General features: G+C 29.2%; 12 protein-coding genes. 4 read left to right on the top strand and 8 right to left on the bottom strand.

The annotated features are described in order from the left end of the window. The first annotated feature begins 58 nt into the window (after positions 1-58). Together trkA and MHL31_RS07150 are read left to right on the top strand one after the other, a co-directional pair. A complete protein-coding gene (gene trkA, locus MHL31_RS07145) occupies positions 59-1,405 on the top strand; it encodes a Trk system potassium transporter TrkA (protein WP_240228452.1) in 1,347 nt (448 codons plus the stop codon). 3 nt (positions 1,406-1,408) lie between these two features. Then, positions 1,409-2,908, top strand: coding sequence for a TrkH family potassium uptake protein (locus MHL31_RS07150; protein WP_240228454.1), 1,500 nt, complete (start codon positions 1,409-1,411; stop codon positions 2,906-2,908). 5 nt (positions 2,909-2,913) lie between these two features. Here the strand turns inward: MHL31_RS07150 and MHL31_RS07155 are convergent, their stop codons facing one another. The 4 genes from MHL31_RS07155 to murC all read right to left on the bottom strand — a co-directional run bounded on the left by MHL31_RS07155 (position 2,914) and on the right by murC (position 6,720). Beyond that, positions 2,914-3,231: a metal-sulfur cluster assembly factor gene (locus MHL31_RS07155; RefSeq protein ID WP_240228456.1), complete on the bottom strand. Its 318-nt coding sequence runs from the start codon at positions 3,229-3,231 to the stop codon at positions 2,914-2,916. Further along, positions 3,224-4,513, bottom strand: coding sequence for a hypothetical protein (locus MHL31_RS07160; RefSeq protein WP_240228458.1), 1,290 nt, complete (start codon positions 4,511-4,513; stop codon positions 3,224-3,226). The genes MHL31_RS07155 and MHL31_RS07160 overlap by 8 nt, the downstream gene beginning before the upstream one ends. Beyond that, positions 4,513-5,298 (bottom strand): DUF2249 domain-containing protein, encoded by a 786-nt coding sequence (locus tag MHL31_RS07165; protein ID WP_240228459.1) that lies wholly within the window; start codon positions 5,296-5,298, stop codon positions 4,513-4,515. Before MHL31_RS07165 ends, MHL31_RS07160 begins: the two co-directional genes overlap by 1 nt. A 66-nt stretch (positions 5,299-5,364) precedes the next feature. Next, positions 5,365-6,720: a UDP-N-acetylmuramate--L-alanine ligase gene (murC, locus tag MHL31_RS07170; RefSeq protein WP_240228460.1), complete on the bottom strand. Its 1,356-nt coding sequence runs from the start codon at positions 6,718-6,720 to the stop codon at positions 5,365-5,367. Between the two features lie 107 nt (positions 6,721-6,827). On the opposite strand from murC, the gene MHL31_RS07175 reads away from it, so the two are divergent. Continuing rightward, complete coding sequence (locus MHL31_RS07175; RefSeq protein WP_240228461.1) at positions 6,828-12,947, top strand: alpha-2-macroglobulin; 6,120 nt, start codon at positions 6,828-6,830, stop codon at positions 12,945-12,947. Positions 12,948-13,167: 220 nt separating this feature from the next. On the opposite strand, the gene MHL31_RS07180 is transcribed toward MHL31_RS07175, so the two are convergent. Together MHL31_RS07180 and MHL31_RS07185 are read right to left on the bottom strand one after the other, a co-directional pair. Next, entirely contained in the window at positions 13,168-14,727 is a 1,560-nt protein-coding gene (locus MHL31_RS07180; RefSeq protein ID WP_240228462.1) for a beta-N-acetylhexosaminidase, read from the bottom strand. 133 nt (positions 14,728-14,860) lie between these two features. Further along, complete coding sequence (locus MHL31_RS07185; protein ID WP_240228463.1) at positions 14,861-15,310, bottom strand: LEA type 2 family protein; 450 nt, start codon at positions 15,308-15,310, stop codon at positions 14,861-14,863. A gap of 127 nt (positions 15,311-15,437) precedes the next feature. Here MHL31_RS07185 and kdsA point away from each other — a divergent pair, with 127 nt between their 5' ends. Then, on the top strand, positions 15,438-16,256 hold the full coding sequence (kdsA, locus tag MHL31_RS07190) for a 3-deoxy-8-phosphooctulonate synthase (RefSeq protein ID WP_240228464.1): 819 nt from the start codon (positions 15,438-15,440) through the stop codon (positions 16,254-16,256). An 89-nt stretch (positions 16,257-16,345) separates the two neighbouring features. Here kdsA and MHL31_RS07195 read toward each other — a convergent pair whose 3' ends face one another. Both MHL31_RS07195 and MHL31_RS07200 read right to left on the bottom strand, forming a co-directional pair. Further along, entirely contained in the window at positions 16,346-16,723 is a 378-nt protein-coding gene (locus MHL31_RS07195) for a DUF1801 domain-containing protein (RefSeq protein ID WP_240228465.1), read from the bottom strand. 65 nt (positions 16,724-16,788) lie between these two features. Further along, the gene (locus MHL31_RS07200) at positions 16,789-19,344 is read right to left on the bottom strand and encodes an adenosylcobalamin-dependent ribonucleoside-diphosphate reductase (protein ID WP_240228467.1); all 2,556 of its coding nucleotides are present in this window, start codon (positions 19,342-19,344) and stop codon (positions 16,789-16,791) included. Positions 19,345-19,506: the final 162 nt, after the last annotated feature.

Genomic DNA, 19,506 nt, shown 5'->3' on the forward strand with positions numbered 1-19,506 from the left:
TGTCTAAAATCAATATTTTGAAAATAAGATATAATATCTTTGCATTAAATTTTAAGTCATGAAAATTATTATTGCTGGCGCTGGAGATGTTGGATTTCATTTAGCAAAGCTTCTTTCTTTTGAAGCTCAAGATATTTATTTAATTGATACCGATATTGAAAAACTAGAATATGCAAGTAATCATATTGATGTAATTACAAAAAAAGGTGACGCAACTTCAATTAAGCTACTAAAAGAAATTAATATAGATAAAGCCGATATTTTTTTAGCGGTAACAGAATCTCAAAATACAAATTTTACAATTGCTGTTTTAGCAAAAAAATTAGGTGTTAAAAAAACTATTGCCAGAATTTCTAATCACGAATTTACTCAAAGTTCTGAAATAGATTTTTCTGAAATTGGTATAGATAGCATGATTTCTCCTGGGGAATTAGCTGCAGATGAAATTAAAATGCTCCTAAATCAATCTGCTTTTAATGATACTATTCAATTTGAAAATGGTACCTTAAATATTTTAGGAAGCACTCTGGAATATAATTCACCTTTAATTAACCTAACAGTACAAGAAGCTAGAAAAAAATTTCACGATATAGAGTTTATAACCATTGCTATAAAACCAGAAAACAGTAACGAAACAATAATTCCTAGAGGAAATACTGTTTATCATGCTGGCGATCAAATTTATTTTTCAACACCAAAAGAAAGTATAAAAAATCTTTACAAATTAATGGGAAAAACCCAATTTGGAGTAAAACATGTAATGATTTTAGGTGGTGGAAAAATTGGAGTAAAAGCGGCACGAAACTTATGCGATAATAAATTTAATATTAAACTACTTGAAATTAATAAAACACGTGCAAAAGAAGTTGCTGAAAAGCTACCCAATGCATTAATTATTAAAGGAGACGGACGTGATGTTGAGCTTTTAGAAGAAGAAAATATTTCTGAAATGGATGCCTTTATAGCCGTAACAGGAAACTCGGAAACAAATATAATGTCGTGTTTAGTTGCAAAATCTAAAGGGGTTAAAAAAACCATTGCTTTGGTTGAAAACATGGACTATATCAATATTTCACAAACCATTGGTATTGACACCCTTATAAACAAAAAACTATTAGCTGCAAGTGCTATTTTTAAACATGTTAGAAAAGGAGATGTTTTAAAACTAGCCAACTTACATAATGTAGATGCAGAAGTTTTAGAATTTAGAGTAAAAGAAAATTCATCCGTTACAAAAAAACTAGTAAAAGACATAAATATTACCAAAAAAGCTGTTTTTGGTGGTGTTATTAGAAATGGTGTAGCGCATATGACTTTTGGAGATTTTCAAATATTAGCTGGAGACAAAGCAGTTGTTTTCTGCCTACCTGAAGCTATTCATAAAGTAGAAAAATTGTTTAACTAATTCATGAAAGGTCTTAATTTAAAAATTATTATTAGTTTTTTAGGATTAACTTCTATGTTAAACGGAGCATTTATGCTTTTTGCCGTTCCTTTTAGCATGTATTATGGAGAATCTGAAAAATGGGGAATACTACAAGCAGGATTATTAACTATTTTTATTGGTTTTATCCTATGGTTTTTTAATAGAAATGCAAAAAAAAATCTTGGGAAAAAAGAAGGTTATTTAATTGTTACTTTAGGATGGCTTATGCTAACCATAACAGGAACATTACCCTATGTTTTTACAAACACCATACCGGTTTATACCAACGCTTTTTTTGAAACAATTTCTGGATATTCAACAACAGGGTCTTCTATTTTAACCGATATAGAATCTATACCAAAGGGAATTTTATTTTGGCGTAGTGCAACACATTGGATTGGTGGTATGGGAATTATTGTTTTAACCGTTGCCATATTACCTTTATTAGGAATTGGAGGAATGCAGTTATTTATGGCTGAAGCACCTGGACCCTCAGCTGACAAAATGCATCCTAGAATTACAGAGACAGCAAAAAGACTTTGGATAATTTATTTTATTTTAACCTTCACAGAGTTTTTTCTTTTAAAAATTGCTGGAATGACTTGGTTTGATGCTATAAATCACGCCATGGCAACTATGAGTACTGGTGGTTTTTCAACAAAAAATACAAGTGTTGCTTATTATGATTCTTCACCCATAATCCAGTATATAATTATTATTTTCATGTTTATTGCTGGTGCAAATTTTGTACTCTCCTATTTTGCTCTAAAAGGAAAAATTAGAAAAGTTTTTAAAAGTGAAGAGTTTAAATATTACCTATTCGGAACAATTATAGCGACCCTATTAATTACGTTTTTAATTGTAAACTATCAAGATGCAAATTTACAAACTAGCTTAAACCATACCTACCCTTGGGGTGTAACAGAAAATGCTTTTAGACATGCTGCATTTTCGGTAGTTTCTGTATTAACTACAACCGGTTTTGTTTCTGCCGATTTTACAATGTGGAATTCTATGGTAACTGCCATTATTTTCTCATTATTTTTTATAGGTGGTTCAGCAGGGTCAACAAGTGGTGGAATAAAAATAGTGAGACATGTAATAATGATAAAAAGTAGTTTTTATGAATTTAAAAAATTATTACATCCAAATGCTATAATCCCCGTAAGATACGACGGAGCAAGCATACCTAAATCCATTATTTATAATATATTATCTTTTTTTGTATTATATATGTTAATATTTATTGGAAGTAGCCTATTATTAACCTTTATGGGCTTAGATTTTCAATCAGCTATGGGTGCTGCAGCTTCTTCATTAGGGAATATTGGTCCTGCTATTGGATCAGTAAGTCCTGTAGATAATTTTGCTCATCTAACAATTTCTGCTAAATGGATGTGTTCTTTTTTAATGCTAATTGGTAGGTTAGAATTATTTACTGTACTTATTTTATTTACACCTTTCTTTTGGAGAAAATGTTAATTATTTTAAAGCCCTAAAATTTGTTTTCCTTCTTCTGAAATATTAGCAGTTGTCCATTTTGGTTCAAAAACCACATTTACATTGGTGCAAATTGAAGGGTGCTTTTGAGAAATTATTTCTTTAATATTGGTAATAATAGTTTCACCTAATGGACACGATGGTGTTGAGAATGTTAAATCAATATTTACCTCTGCTTCTCCATCGTAGTTTAGTTCATAAATTAAACCTAAATCAACAATATTAATTTCAATTTCTGGATCCATTACATTTTTTAATAATTCTAAAAGTTCTAATTCAAATTCTGTAATTTCTTGTTTATTCATTTTCTATAGATTTAACTTTATGGGTAATTATTTTAAATATGTTCACATTGTATAAAATAGCAACTAACAATAAAGCATAGCTTCCTATTTTAATAAGCAGCAATTGATTTATTAAAAAGCCTACTACAAACATTCCAATAAACACAAAATAGAGTACAAATTGAATGCTCGCTATTTTTTCCGAATACAATTCTCTTGGCAACGGTGTTTTTGTTTTTCCTACTAATTTTTTATACTTATTTAACCAAATAATAAATGGTAATGTTTTATAAGTTTGACCTAAAATTAAGGTTGTAATCAATCCAAAAATAATGGAGAAACCGTAAAAAGTTATAATTCTGTACATAAATTCAACTTCAAAAGAAGCATTTAAAACTATAAAACCAATAAAAATAAATGGTACAAATACAGCTGCAATTGCAAGCATAGAATACTGCATACCAACATCTAATTTTTTACGTAATCTCTTTTTGTATGAATCATAAATAAAGGAAACAAAAAACAAAATTCCACCAATAATTAAGCTTGGAATTAAATAATCTAATTCACTCTTCTGAAATAAAAACCAATTTAGTACAGCTACTAATAATCCGCCATTTATTAAATAATATGCATATTTTAATTTCTGTTCTTTTAACTCGTGTGAAATTAAAAACATTGGAATTAAGGTTGCTCCCACTCCAATAATTAATAGTACAAACCAACCAATTAAACCAACGGTTGCGTGTATTTTTAAATAATGAAGATGAATTTCAGAAAGGAAATTAAACTTAAAATTTAAGGCAATTATAGTTCCAATTAACTCGGTTATTAATAACCATAAAACAGCTGTAATTACAAAGGTTGATTTTATGTTTTTTAAGGTTGCACTTTTATAAGTTAGCCCAACATTTACCACAAATAATAACAACGATAAAAACATACAAACCGATGCATAAGGCAATAATGTTACGTATGATGCTATCCAAAATGAATACGATAAAAACAACACGCTAAACCCTGAAAACCAAAAGGTGACTTTTGCTAATTTTTCACTGTACAAAGCGGTTTCAAAAACCACTGGAATTAGTTGATATAATGCTCCAAAAACAATCATAGAAGCCCAACCTAAAACAGCAATATGCGTTATAGCTATTAACTTTGTGTTAAAGTAAGCTTGTAACAAACTTTCATCAGCCAAAATCAATAACACAGCTAGAATTAATAAACTAATTGCCCCAAAAATAAAATGAGGTACAACTACACTACTGTGCGGCGCATTATTTGTTTGTAAACCATTCATTAGGCTTTTCTAATTAATAGTTGAATATTATTCTCGTCAATTTTATTGTAAAAAATATCGAAATTTCTTTCTTTTAATTCAGGTAATAAAAATTGAGGTACTTTTTTATGATCTACTACCAAACAAAAATCGTTAGGTAATGTTTCTAACTTTTCTAAAATGGTTGTCATTGGTTCTGGCATTTCTAAATGACGCACATCTACATAGTCCATTTTACCAATGTACGTTTTATAAATATCGTCAAAATTATTTTCAGTTGTACAAGTAGATTCAACTGTATGCAATGCTACCTCTTCCACCTTTTGAAAATAGGTGTGCACTAAATCATCTTTTCTTTTAACTTCAGTACTAAATCCTTTAGATTTTAATACATTAATTAATGGAATAGGCTCAAATGAATTTATAATTTCTAACGTTTGATTTTTTTCTAACAGTTTAATCTTCTGCATTATTTCTTTAAAAGGATCTTTTCCTTCTGCTATAATAGCACGAACATCAAAACTTACCAAGTTTGTTTTATTTATACTAATTTCCTTAGTTAAGTCAGTTTCTACAGCACTGTTTTCAACTTGAAACCCGATTTCTTTTAATTTATTTAAAAATACTTCAATAGTAACACCTCCAATTTTAGCAGCATCTGCTATTGTAACTCGTGGTGCTAAAGCTCGACGCAATAAAGGGTTCTTTAATTTTTTGAAATGCGAATTTATTGATGCAATAGTATCTATAACATCTTTATTTTCTTTAATGAGTGCAGATATTTTAGTTTTTTGAGAAACCTTCATCTTATTTAGAATTTATCTAAACAAAGATATAAAAAATAAAAGACTCTTTTATCTTTTATTAAAAGGTTATTTCAATAATTCTTTTAATTTTTTAAAATCCAATCCACCATAATCACCTGAACTCATAAGTAATAATGCGGAATTTTCTAAATTTTGATTGAATAAATAAGATCTAAATTCTTCTGGTTTTGTATAAATAATTATGTCTTCTCGGTTAAATGCGGTTTTAATTTGATTTGCAGAAACTTCTTTCATTTTTTTAATTTCAACAGCGTGTGGAGAATAAAATACAACTGCAACATCCGCTTTATCTAAAGCACCTTCATATTCTTTTAAAAATTCTGCGTTTAAACTACTATAGGTGTGCAGCTCCAAACAAGCAATAACTTTACGTTCTGCGTACTGATTTTTAACAGCAGTTGTTGTGGCTTTCACTTTACTTGGTGAATGTGCAAAATCCTTAAAAACTACAGCATCATCATTTTCAGCTATTTTTTCTAAACGCTTACTTGCTCCTTTAAATGAAGCGATAGCTTCATAAAAGTCGTCTTCTCCAACACCCATATGTTGACAAATCCACTTTGCTCCTGCCATATTCTGTAAATTATGTTTTCCAAAAAAATCAAGCGGCATTTCACCTTCAGCAGTTTCTATAAAGGTAGTACCATTAATAATTTTGTAATCTGGCGTTTTATATGGGTATTTTTTAATTGGACTTTCAGAATTTTCTACTACTTTTTTTACCTCTACATCTTCTTCATTATAAACCATAATTCCACCATTAATTAGTGAATCTGTAAAAATAGAAAATTGCGCTACATAGTTTTCAAATGTTGGAAATACGTTAATATGGTCCCAAGCAATACCGCTCAAAAGCGCAATATTTGGTTTGTATAAATGAAATTTAGGTCGCAAATCTATTGGAGAACTCAAATATTCGTCGCCTTCTAACACCATAAATTCATTTTCTGAAGTTAAATGCACCATCGTATCAAAACCTTCTAACTGTGCACCAACCATATAATCTACTTCAATTTCATGATAATTTAATACGTGTAATATCATTGAAGTTATAGTAGTTTTACCATGAGAACCACCAATTACAACCCGTGTTTTATCTTTGCTCTGTTCATATAAAAATTCGGGATATGAATATATTTTAACACCTAATTCTTTAGCTTTCAACAACTCTGGATTGTCTGCTTTTGCGTGCATTCCTAAAACAATGGCATCTAAATCTTTAGTAATTTTTTCTGGAAACCAACCAAATTCTTTAGGTAATAACCCTTTTTTTTCTAAACGAGATTTTGAAGGTTCAAAAATAGTATCGTCACTTCCAGTAATTTGGTATCCTTTTTGTAATAGTGCTAAAGCAAGGTTGTGCATGGCACTTCCGCCAATGGCAATAAAATGTAAATTCATACGTGTTTTTAATTAATGTGGTAAAAGTACAAATACGTAATTTAATTTTATAAATTTAATAGTTTCAATTAACAATTATTTTACCTAATTGTATAAATAAATTCAATATGAAAAAATTCACTTTAATAATTATGTCGCTATTTTTATTTTCTAACAATACTAATGCTCAAAAAAGTTATAATAATTACGACAAACTTTGGCTTAAAGTGACTCAATTTGAAACTGATAAACTTCCAAAATCTGCTTTAAAAGTTGTTAATGAAATTTATACAAAAGCGAAAGAAGAAAATAACAGCCCACAAATTATAAAAGCTTTATTACACCAATCTAAATACGCTTTAACACTTGAAGAAGAGGCTCAATTAACGATTATAAATTCATTTAAAACGGAAATTAACTCAGCTAAATTTCCAACAAAAAACATATTAGAAAGTGTTTTGGCTAACTTATATTGGCAGTATTTTCAACAAAATAGGTATAAATTTTACAACAGAATAAAAACAACTGAAAAGGTTGATTCTGTAGATTTTAGAACTTGGGATTTACAAACCATTTTTACAGAGATTCATACGCATTTTCAAAATTCTTTACAAAACGGATTGGTAGCTCAACAAACAGATTTAAGTCAGTTTGATGAAATTTTAAACCTTCAAAAAAATTCAAAAAAGTTTAGACCAACTTTATTCGATTTTTTAAATCATAATGCCTTAAAATTTTACAAAACTTCTGAAACTGCTATTACACAAGCTAATTATAAATTCGAAATTGACAATGACACGTATTTTAATAATAACAAAGCATTTTCTCTATTAGAATTAAAAGTAAAAGACAGTCTTTCTTTACAATTAAACGCATTAAAAATATATCAAAATATACTTGCTTTTCATACTAAAAGCGGTAATATAGATGCTTTAATTTCAGCAGATATAGAACGTTTAAAATTTGTAAAAGAACATGCTATAGTTAACCAAAAAGATGAACATTTTTTAGCAGCATTGCAACAATTAAAAAATGAATTTTCTTTAAACGAAACAGCAACATTGATCGATTTTGAAATTGCTACTATTTATGCCAATGAAGCTTCTAAATATAACGCAACAAGCAATACCAAAAATCAATTTAAAAATATTGAAGCCTTAAAAATATGTGAAATTGCAATTGAACGATTTCCTGAAAGTATTGGTGCAAAAAATTGCAAGCAATTAAAACAACGAATTTTAAAAAGCAGTTTAGATATAACTACCGAAAAACATATTCCAATAGAAAAAAACAGTAAGATTTTAGTAAATTATAAAAATATTGAAAACCTATATTTTACAATTTATACTATCTCAGAAAACCAACTTTCAAGTTTTAATAAAATCTATAATAACAACGAAAAAATAGCTTTTATCAAAAAACTAAATCAATTTAATTCTTTTCAACAAACCCTAAAAACAGAAAACGATTATCAGCAACATGCTACCGAAATTGCAATTCCACCTTTAAAAAATGGGCAATACCTAATTTACGCATCTACCATTAAAAGCGTAAACGAAGAAAGTCTTTTTGCCACTACTACAATCCAGGTTACAAATCTTGCCTTGATTGAAAACCGCTTAAATAACAATTATACGTACCAAGTAGTTGATAGAAATAATGGAAAACCTATTGCAGGTGCAAAAGTGAACATAAAAAACTACAATACCGGACGTTATAACAACCCTATTAATAAAAATTATACGACCGACAAAAATGGGCAATTGAGTTTTACTTCAACAGATTCAAATAGAAATGTTGTAATTTATATTAATACCGAACATGATAAAGCTCGTTTTGGTGATTATTATTTTAGTAATTACAACTACACGGAGCCTAAAAACAATATAACAATAAAAACATTCTTATTTACGGATAGAAGTATTTATAGACCAAGCCAAACAGTTTATTTTAAAGGTATTTTTATTGAAAAAGACGATGATAAGTCAACACCTTACACAGACGAGTTTGTAACGGCCTCACTATATAATGTAAATAATGAAAAAATAAGCGAACTAAATTTAAACACCAACGAATTTGGTGCTATTAGTGGTGAATTTATACTACCAACCAACGGACTTTTAGGGCAATATTCTATTCAATTAATTCAATTAGGACATACTTACCAACGTTATTATTTTTCTGTTGAAGAATATAAACGCCCAAAATTTGAAACCAATTTTAATCCTATAACCGAAACTTATAAAATTAACGATAGTGTTACAATAACAGGAAATGCTATGGCGTATGCAGGTAGTACTATTTCTAATGCTAAAGTAACATACCGAGTTCATAGAAAAGTAATCTATCCAAGATGGTTTTATTGGTACAGACCTTATTTTACTCCTTCAGAACCACAAGAAATTACTTATGGAGAAACCTTAACAAACGCTGAAGGAAATTACAATATCACTTTTAAAGCTTTAGCAGATAAAAGCATTGATAAAGAAAATCTACCAATTTTTTATTATGAAGTAACTGCAGATGTTACCGATATAAATGGTGAAACCAGAAGCGCTTCTACAGTAGTAAAAGTAGGTTACCACGCATTAACTGCTGAAATTAATATAGACAGCCCAATTGATAAAGACACTAAAGAAAACCTGCTAAAAATAGAAACTAAAAACTTAAATAATCAAACTATTTCGGCTAAAGGAAGTGTAAAAATATACAAGCTACAAGCTCCAGAAAACGTTTTAAGAAAACGTGTTTGGACTGCACCAGATTACCAATTATATACTTTTGAAGAATTTAAAACTAAATTTCCAAATGAAGCTTTTTCTAATGAAGATAATGCAGCAAATTGGAAAAAAAGCAGCCTTGTTTTTAATACCAATTTTAACACCGAAAATAGTACAGAAATTGCACTTAAAAAAATTAAAAATTGGGAATCGGGTAAATATATTATAGAATTAGAAAGTAAAGATAAATTTGGTCAATTGGTTACCGATAAGCAATTAATTACGGTATTTAGTAAAAATGACAAACAAGTTTCAGACAAGCAATTATTCTCTATTTCTCTAAATAAAAACAGCTATAAACCTAACGAAACTGTAACTTTAAAAGTTGGATCTGCTTCAAAAGATTTAACAGTAACTATTGATATTGAAAAAAATGATAAAATAGTTGACACTCAAATAATTCATTTAAATAATCAAATTAAAACACTAAAAATTCCTGTTACAACAAATGATTTAGGCGGATTTGCAATTCATTATAGTTTTACAAATTTCAACACATTTGAAAACGGCACATTGCCAATTGTGGTTCCATATCCTGTAAAAGAATTGGAAATAGAAACACTCACATTTAGAGATAAATTACAACCTGGACAAACCGAAACTTGGAGTTTTAAACTAAAAGGAAATAAAGGAGAAAAAGTAGCAGCTGAATTATTAGCAAGTATGTACGATGCTTCTTTAGATCAATTTAAATCGCATAATTGGCAATTCTACCCAAATTCACGTCCTGCTTATTATGCCCAAACTAGCAAAAGAGCGTATCAAAGTTTTCAAACTTCTCGCTTCAAAATTAATAATTTAGAAAATACTTATTACGGACTAATACAACAACAGTTTGATGCTTTAAATTGGTTTGGTTTACAATTAAATAGAAACCAAATCCTAATTAGAGGTGTTAGCTCAATCCAAAAATTTAAAAGTGTTAATAACAACGTAGTTGCTTCAGATATGATTATGGCTGTAGAAGAAAATGAAGAAGATCTTGAGGAAGTTGTTACAGTTGCTTATGGAACAAAAAAAGATGAAAATGAAATTTTAGAAAATAAAAAAACAGACGTTTCAACAGTAAAAATTCGTACAAATTTTAACGAAACTGCTTTTTTCTTTCCACATTTAAAAACAGATAAAGATGGAAACGTAAGCTTTAGTTTTACAATGCCAGAAGCTTTAACACAATGGAAATTACAATTATTAGCTCATACCAAAGAATTAGCAGCTTCAACCAAAACATTAACCACCGTAACTCAAAAAGAACTGATGGTATTACCAAATCCTCCTCGTTTTTTACGTGAAGGTGATATCATTCAATTTTCTAGTAAAATTTCAAACATTACAGACAAAAATTTAAACGGAACTGCTCAATTAGTTTTAACGGATGCTATTTCTGGTGAAGAAATCAATCATTTAATAGATGGAAATGTAACTTCCAAAAATTTTATGATTGATGCAAAAGGCAATACAAATGTTAATTGGACATTAACAATTCCAGATACTATTCAAGCTGTACAATATAAAATTGTAGCAAAAGCAGGTGAATTTTCCGATGGAGAACAAAATGTATTACCGGTATTATCAAATAGAATGTTGGTTACCGAAACTTTACCTATGTGGGTTCGCAGTAATCAAACTAAAACATTCTCTTTAGATAAATTAGTGAATAGTGCTTCGACGCCGCTCAGCGACCGAACATTAAAAAATCACAAATTAACGTTAGAAATCACATCAAATCCGGCTTGGTATGCCGTGCAAAGTTTACCGTATTTAATGGAATATCCGTATGAATGTGCTGAACAAACATTCTCGCGTTATTATGCAAACACACTGGCAAGTCATATTGCAAATTCAAATCCACGCATTCAAGAAGTATTTAATTTATGGAAAACAAGCGATGAGTTGGTTTCTAATTTAGAGAAAAATGAAGAGTTGAAATCTATTATTATTCAAGAAACTCCTTGGTTACGTGATGCACAAAGTGAAACCGAACAAAAAAAACGTATTGCTTTATTGTTCGATTTAAATAAAATGAAAAACGAACAAGAAATCGCACTCAATAAATTAAAACAATTACAATTCTCTAACGGTGGTTTTCCTTGGTTTAAAGGAAGTAATTATCCTAATAGATATATTACGCAGCACATTGCTTCTAGTTATGGACATTTAAAACAATTAAATATTGTTGAAACTTCTGAAACTGATAAAATGATTGTTAAGGCTGTTGAATTTTTAGATGATGAGATTTTAGAAGATTATAACAAACTTTTGTCAGAAGCTAAAAAAATTAGAGAAAAAGAAAAAACAACAGCGAAAGGTATAAAAGCTGAGCAAGAATATTTAGCTAAAAACCATTTAGGGCATACACAATTACATTATTTATATATGCGTAGTTTTTATAGTGAAATTAAAATTCCTACAAAAGTTCAAACGGCAGTAGATTATTACACAAATCAATCTGCTACATATTGGACAAACTTCAACTTATATTCAAAAGGGATGATTGCTTTGATTCAGCATAGAAATGAGAATTCTAAAATTACTTCTGAAATAATAAAATCGTTAAAAGAAAACAGTATTACTTCTGAAGAATTAGGAATGTATTGGAAAGAAAATACACCAAGTTGGTTCTGGTATCAATCACCTATTGAAACACAAGCCTTACTAATTGAAGTGTTTTCTGAAATAGAAAATGACATAAAAATTGTTGATGAATTAAAAATTTGGCTACTTAAAAACAAACAAACTAATAGTTGGAAAACTACCAAAGCAACTACTGTAGCTGTGTATGCATTATTATTACAAGGAAGCGATTGGCTATCTATTAATGAATCTGTTGAAGTAACAGTAGGAAACAAAAAAATTGAACCTTCAAAATTAGAAAACGTAAAAGTTGAAGCTGGAACAGGTTATTTTAAAACTTCGTGGAGTGGCAATGAAATTACTTCAGAAATGGGAGAAGTAACGCTTTCTAAAAAAGACGAAGGCATTGCTTGGGGCGGTTTGTATTGGCAATATTTTGAAGATTTAGATAAAATAACTTCAGCAGAAACTCCTTTAAAATTGAGTAAAAAATTATTCTTGAAATCGAATACTGATACAGGAAAAGAGTTAACAGAAATTACTGAAACTTCTAACTTAAAATTAGGTGATTTAATTACAGTTCGCATTGAATTAAAAGTTGATAGACCAATGGAATTTGTACATATGAAAGATATGCGAGCAAGTGGTTTAGAACCTATAAATGTAATCTCTAGCTACAAATGGCAAGATGGTTTAGGTTATTACGAAAGCACAAAAGATGCATCAACTAACTTTTTTATGGAGCGTTTACCAAAAGGTGTGTATGTTTTTGAATACGATTTACGCGTAAACAATGCAGGAAACTTCAGCAACGGAATTACAACCATACAAAGTATGTATGCTCCAGAATTTAGCAGCCATAGTGAAGGTATTAGAATAGAAATTGGAGATTAGTTGATAGTTGATGGTAAAATAATAATTTAGTTAACCTAAGCTGAGACTCCGCTCAGTGATCAGTTACTGAGCGGAGTCTAAGTGTTATTTAAAATTGGTTGTCAGGTTGAGCTTGTCGAAATCCATTGTTACTTTGCAACAAATTGTTATATTTCGACAAGCTCAATATGACCTCTGAATTTATTTTTTATAGAGTTCTTCTTATAATTCAACTAAATTATTATTCAGAAAGAAGTTTAGAATCGTAATAATTAACATCCATAAGTTTTAATCTTTTAGTATGTTTTATTAAACGTTCTTTATAGTCTTCCCAATTTCTTAAAGAAGTTGGCGTCCAACCGATTTCAGAATGACCAATAATTCTAGGAAATACCATATATTCAATATCATCCATTGTTGTAATTGTCTCAGTCCATAAAGGAGATTCTATACCTAAAATATTTTCTTTTTTAACACCCTTAATAAAAGTATCTGGAGTCCATAAATAAGCGCTATCCAATTCTATATAACCAGCCCAATTTAAACCTATATTAGTTAAAGAATCGTACTTCATATCCAAATAAGTTTTTGTTGAAGGTGATACTATAACTTTTGAATTTTGAGCAACTCCTTTTTTAGCATTCTCTTCTTTAGCCCAAAATTGAACAATAGCCTCATTTTTAAGATCTGCATGAGCTATTTCATCCCAACCAATTACTGTTTTATTATAAGAGTTAACAATATCTTGAACTCTATTAATAAAAGGTATATAATCTTCCATATCTGTAACATGAGATTCGTCTCCTCCAATATGAATATATGGGCCAGGTGTTAATGCTACTAATTCTTTAACCACATCATCAATAAATTTATATGTAATTTCTTTACTTGTACATAAGGTGCTAAAACCAACTTTTATTCCTGTATATAATTCTGGAGATTTACCATTACAATTTAATTCTGGATACGATGCCAATGCTGCATTTGTATGCCCTGGCATATCAATTTCTGGAATTACAGTAATATAGTTAGCTGCTGCATATGCCACAATTTCTTTATACTGTTCTTGTGTATAAAAACCTCCTTCGCCTCCACCAACCTCAGTAGAACCACCAATTGTTGTAAGTTTTGGCCACGATTTAATTTCAATTCTCCAACCTTGATCATCAGATAAATGTAAATGAAGCACATTAATTTTATAAGCCGCAAGTAAATCTATATAGTGTTTAACATCTTCAACATCAAAAAAGTGACGTGCAACATCTAACATTGCACCTCTATATGCATATTCCGGATAATCTTTAATTTCTCCAGTTGGAATAAACCAAGATTTTTCTTGCAATTGTTTAGACTCTATTTCATCTGGTAAAATTTGACGCAATGTTTGAATCCCCCTAAAAACACCTTCTACAGTAGCAGATTCAACTACTATTGTTTCTTCAGAAATAGTTAATTTATAACCTTCACTTCCAAATTCAGCATCTAAATCTGTTATATTCAAATAAATATTATTAGGTTTTGAAGTTTCAGATCCAATTTCTACTGGTAAATTAAAACCTGTAGCAGGACTTATAAATGATGCTAAAGAATTTCCAATTTCTAATAATTCTTTTGAATTATTATTTACAAGAATTTTAGTTTTAGCATTTAGTTCAAATGAACTTCCTGTTTCTAGTAATGAAACCGGTTTTGGAAACAATACAGTTTCCGAAAGATTTAATTGTGGATTACCTGAACATGAAGTGATTAAAATTATTGAAAAGAAAAATAATACTTGGTTAAATAGTTTAATATGCATCATAAAAAAATATAAATTAAATGACTGATTAAATTACAAATTTTTAAATAATTATCAATCCATTTTTTAAAATATTTTATTGAAGATACTTTTAAAATTCAAAAACTAAAATCTTATTATTAAAAATAAAAAAGCACTATTTAATTTTTATATTCTCAACCTCGTCAATAGTATAAGATTCAGAAAAACCAAAAATTGTATATTTAATTTCGCCTTTATATTTTACTTCAATTTTTTTACTAAAAATACTACCGATTAAACCACTAATATTCTTATTTGAAAAAATACTATCTGTAGGAATATTTACTTTTAACGGTATTGTAAATTCCTTTTTGGCAGGTACATCAAAATTTTCTGTTGCTATAGTTGCCATTTGATTACCATTTACAAAAACTTTAATTTCATCAGTTTTCAATTTACCACCAATATCATTCGGATTTTTAAACATAGCATCACCTTTTAAAGTAATATATGTTTTTGTAGATGCTGCAACTTCTATATTTGAAACACCTATAAATTCAGGCGCTTCCTTTACCGTACAACTATGCAAACAACATATAAGTACAAATACAACTATTTTTTTCATTATTTTTAATTTCTAAATCGCTGGTAAATTAAGAATAATTTATTTTTTAAAATTACCTTTTATTCAATTTAAATTTTTAATACTTAAACTTTTCAAAGTTATTCTATCTTTGCAAAAAAACATTAAAATGGACTTAAACCTAATTCCTAACATAAAACATACAACTAGTAATAACTTTTTTTTACTAGCAGGACCTTGTGCAATTGAGGGTGAAGAAATGGCGCTTCGTATTGCAGAACATATTTTAAAAGTTACAGACAAACTACAAATTCCATTTATTTTTAAAGGAAGTTTTAAAAAAGCAAATAGAAGTAGAATTGATAGTTTTACTGGAATTGGTGATGAAAAAGCTTTAAAAATATTACAAAAAGTTTCAGATACTTTTAATGTTCCAACTGTTACCGATATTCATACAAATGAAGATGCTGCAATAGCGGCTGAATATGTTGATGTATTACAAATTCCTGCTTTTTTAGTGCGACAAACAGATTTAGTTGTAGCTGCTGCTAAAACGGGTAAAGTTGTAAACTTAAAAAAAGGTCAGTTTATGAGTCCTTCTGCTATGAAACATGCAGTTCAAAAAGTTAAAGATAGTGGAAACGATAAAGCTTGGATAACTGACAGAGGAACTATGTTTGGTTACCAAGATATGATTGTTGATTTTAGAGGAATTCCTGAAATGCAACAATTTGCACCTACTGTTTTAGATGTTACACATTCTTTACAACAACCAAACCAAACAAGTGGTGTTACTGGTGGTAGACCTGATATGATTGAAACCATTGCCAGAGCTGGAATTGCAATTGGTGTTGATGGCTTATTTTTAGAAACACATTTCGACCCTAAAAATGCAAAAAGCGATGGTGCTAATATGTTAGATTTACAATATTTAGAAAAATTGCTAAGTAATTTAGTAGCAATTAGAAAAACTATAAATAGTCTTTAATATTAAATATTAAGCAAAATTTAGTTCAGAATCTTATTAAATACAATTATTATAAGGTTTTGAAATAAATTTAGGATTAGGGATATTTTTTAAATAAACCATGCTTTTTTACTATTTTCAACTGAAGCAATTCCATCTTTTAAAAGCTGAGAAAACATCAACTCATCAAAATTATCTAAAGATTTTACTTGAAGCGAACGTACTTGCTTTCTATTATTGTAGTTTTTTAATTCTGGGTATTTTTCTTCTAAAATAATACCATGTACAAAAGCAACATCAACAAAATTGGTTCCTTTTAGCACATTTAAATACAATACGGGCTTTTTATCAATACAAAAAAAAGGAATTTTAAAACTATATTTTTCTTCAATTTGAGGCGCTACTTTTACTATTACACCTCGTAAATAAAGCATAATTGATTGATAAGGCTCAACCTGATTGTAAAAATATTCGTCTATTGGATTCATAAAAAAACACCAACAATATATTAAATTTTGTTGGTGTTTTAATTGTTTAATATTAATTTAAATTCTTATCCACATTTAGAATGTCCACAACTTTTACATTTTAAACAACCTTCTTCATAAATCAATCCTTCTGGATCTCCACATTCAGGACATTTTCTATCAACTGCTTGCGTACCATCTTCAACAAATTGTTTTAACGTACGAGCAATACCGTTTTTCCAAGTATTAATATTATCATCGTACATATTTAAGTTGTTAATTAAATCAACTACATAAGGAATTGGCATTCCGTGACGTAAAACACCAGAAATTAATTTGGCATAATTCCAATATTCTTTATCAAAAGTACGCGATAATCCTTCCATTGTAACTTTATAACCTTGTCTATCTTCAAATTGGAAATCGTATCGAGAACCTCCTTTTTTATCTTTATTTTTAATAACCCAACCTTCTTCTAACCAAGTTGGTAATAAAAATGCATCTTCTAACTTACCTGTAAATACTTCATAAGGTCTGTTATCTATTAATCCAACAACTGCAACCCATTTATCGTAATCATTTTGAAAACGAACTACTTTTGCTTTAATTTTTTTAGGACGTTTAGGGAAAATTGTATTTGCATAACATTCGGCATCTTTCTTTTCTTTTTTAGCATCGCTTGACACTAAAATTCCGCTTCTAGAACCATCTCTATATACCGTTATTCCTTTTAAACCTTTCTTCCAAGATTCTATATAAATATTTCCAACTAAATCAACTGGAACATCACTTGCTAAATTAATTGTTGAACTAATTGAATGGGTTGTATATTTTTGAACTAATGCTTGCATTTCTACACGTTTTTCCCAATCAATTTCTGGGGCTGTTGCTCCGGCATACGGACTTTTTTTAATATCCGATTCACCTGTAACATCCATCCATTGCTTTAATTTACCGTGATATACTTCAAATTCTTCAAAAGCGTCACCCATATCATCTACATATGCAACTTTTGCATTTTCATCGCCTTCATTTACTTTTCTTCTACGTTTATATGATAATAAAAATACAGGCTCAATTCCAGAGGATGTTTGTGCTAACATACTTAAACTTCCTGTTGGTGCAACGGTACTAATAGAAATATTACGTCTTCCATACTTCATCATTCTTTTATATAGATCAGGAAACTCTGTCTCCATCATTTGTACAAATTCAGAGAATTTTTCAATTTCTGGGCTAAACACTTCAAATTTACCACGTGTAATTGCCATATCTATACTACTATCAAACTCTCCACGTAGTTTAGTTTTCATAATTTCATCAACTACAGCAATAGCTTCATCAGTATCAAATTTTTTCCCTAATGCAGCCATACAATCTGCCAAAGCTGTAAATCCTAAACCTGTTCTTCTTCCTTTTTTTCCAGTTTTATATAATAATTTCCAAGTATCAATTTCTACTTGTTTAATTTCATTTGGCTCTTTATCGTGCATTATTTTGTTGAAAATCTTATCAACTGCTTCCAACTCTAAATCTACCAAATCATCCATTAATCGTTGCGATTCATACGTAACTTTATAGAATTTTTCAAAATCGAATGAAGCTTCTTTTGTAAATGGCTTATCAACAAAGCTATATAAATTAAGTGCTATTAATCTACAACTATCTCCACCTTGCATTGCAATTTCTGAACAAGGATTTGTAGAGCTATTTTTAAAACCAGGATACATTGAAGATGTTGAGTAATAATGCTGACGGTCCCAAAAAATTAAACCAGGCTCTGCTGTATTGTGAGCAGATTTAATTATGGTATTCCACAATTCTTTTGCCTTAATTGTTTTTGTATATTTTGGAGATTCGCTATCAATTGGCCAACGCAATGTAAATTCTTCATCTTTTACAACTGCCATCATAAACTCATCAGACAATCTTAATGAAATATTTGCACCTGTAATTTTAGATAAATCTTGTTTTATAGTTACAAATTCTTCAATATCTGGATGTGCAATATCCATAGTTAACATTAATGCACCTCTTCTACCATTTTGAGCAACTTCTCTTGTAGTATTTGAAAAACGATCCATAAAAGAAACTGCACCAGTTGTTGTTCCTGCAGAATTTGAAACTTGCGCACCTCTTGGTCTTAAATTAGATAAATCTACACCTACTCCACATCTACGTTTAAATAATTGTGCCAATTGTTGATCTGTATGAAAAATACCACCATAAGAATCGTATACTGGAGGTACCACAACACAATTTGAAAGTGATGCAATTACATTTTTATTTCCTAAAGAGGACATAACGCTTCCTTGAGGAATTATATATTTAAAATCTTTAAACAAGTCAAATATTGCGTCTTCAGACAAAAAATCACGTGTTTTACCATATTCAGAAAGACCTTCTTTGGTTTCTTCGGCATCTAAATATTTTTTTTCAATCCTTCCAAACTCAACTGCCATTCTTTTATGCATTTCACTTGGAGAAGCTTCTAAGTATTCGCCTTTTTTATTCTTCACTGCATACTTGTTCATCCAAGTAGTGGCTGCTAGCTCATCATTATTAAAATAAGCTAAACAATTATCTAACACCTCTTTATAAGCATATACTTTCGGAAAAACCAACTCTTCTGTCATTTTCATTTTTTTAATAATTATACTTTTTTCAAAAAATAAAATTAATTCAATATTTAAAACTATTTCATCTTTTATAAAATTAGTTAATAACATTTTGTTGTTGAAAAGTAAATTTTTTTTATTGTAAAATGGAATTATTTTATTATCTTTGTAATTCAAAGTACTTTT

This window comes from Lutibacter sp. A80, from assembly GCF_022429645.1.
Taxonomy (GTDB): domain Bacteria; phylum Bacteroidota; class Bacteroidia; order Flavobacteriales; family Flavobacteriaceae; genus Lutibacter.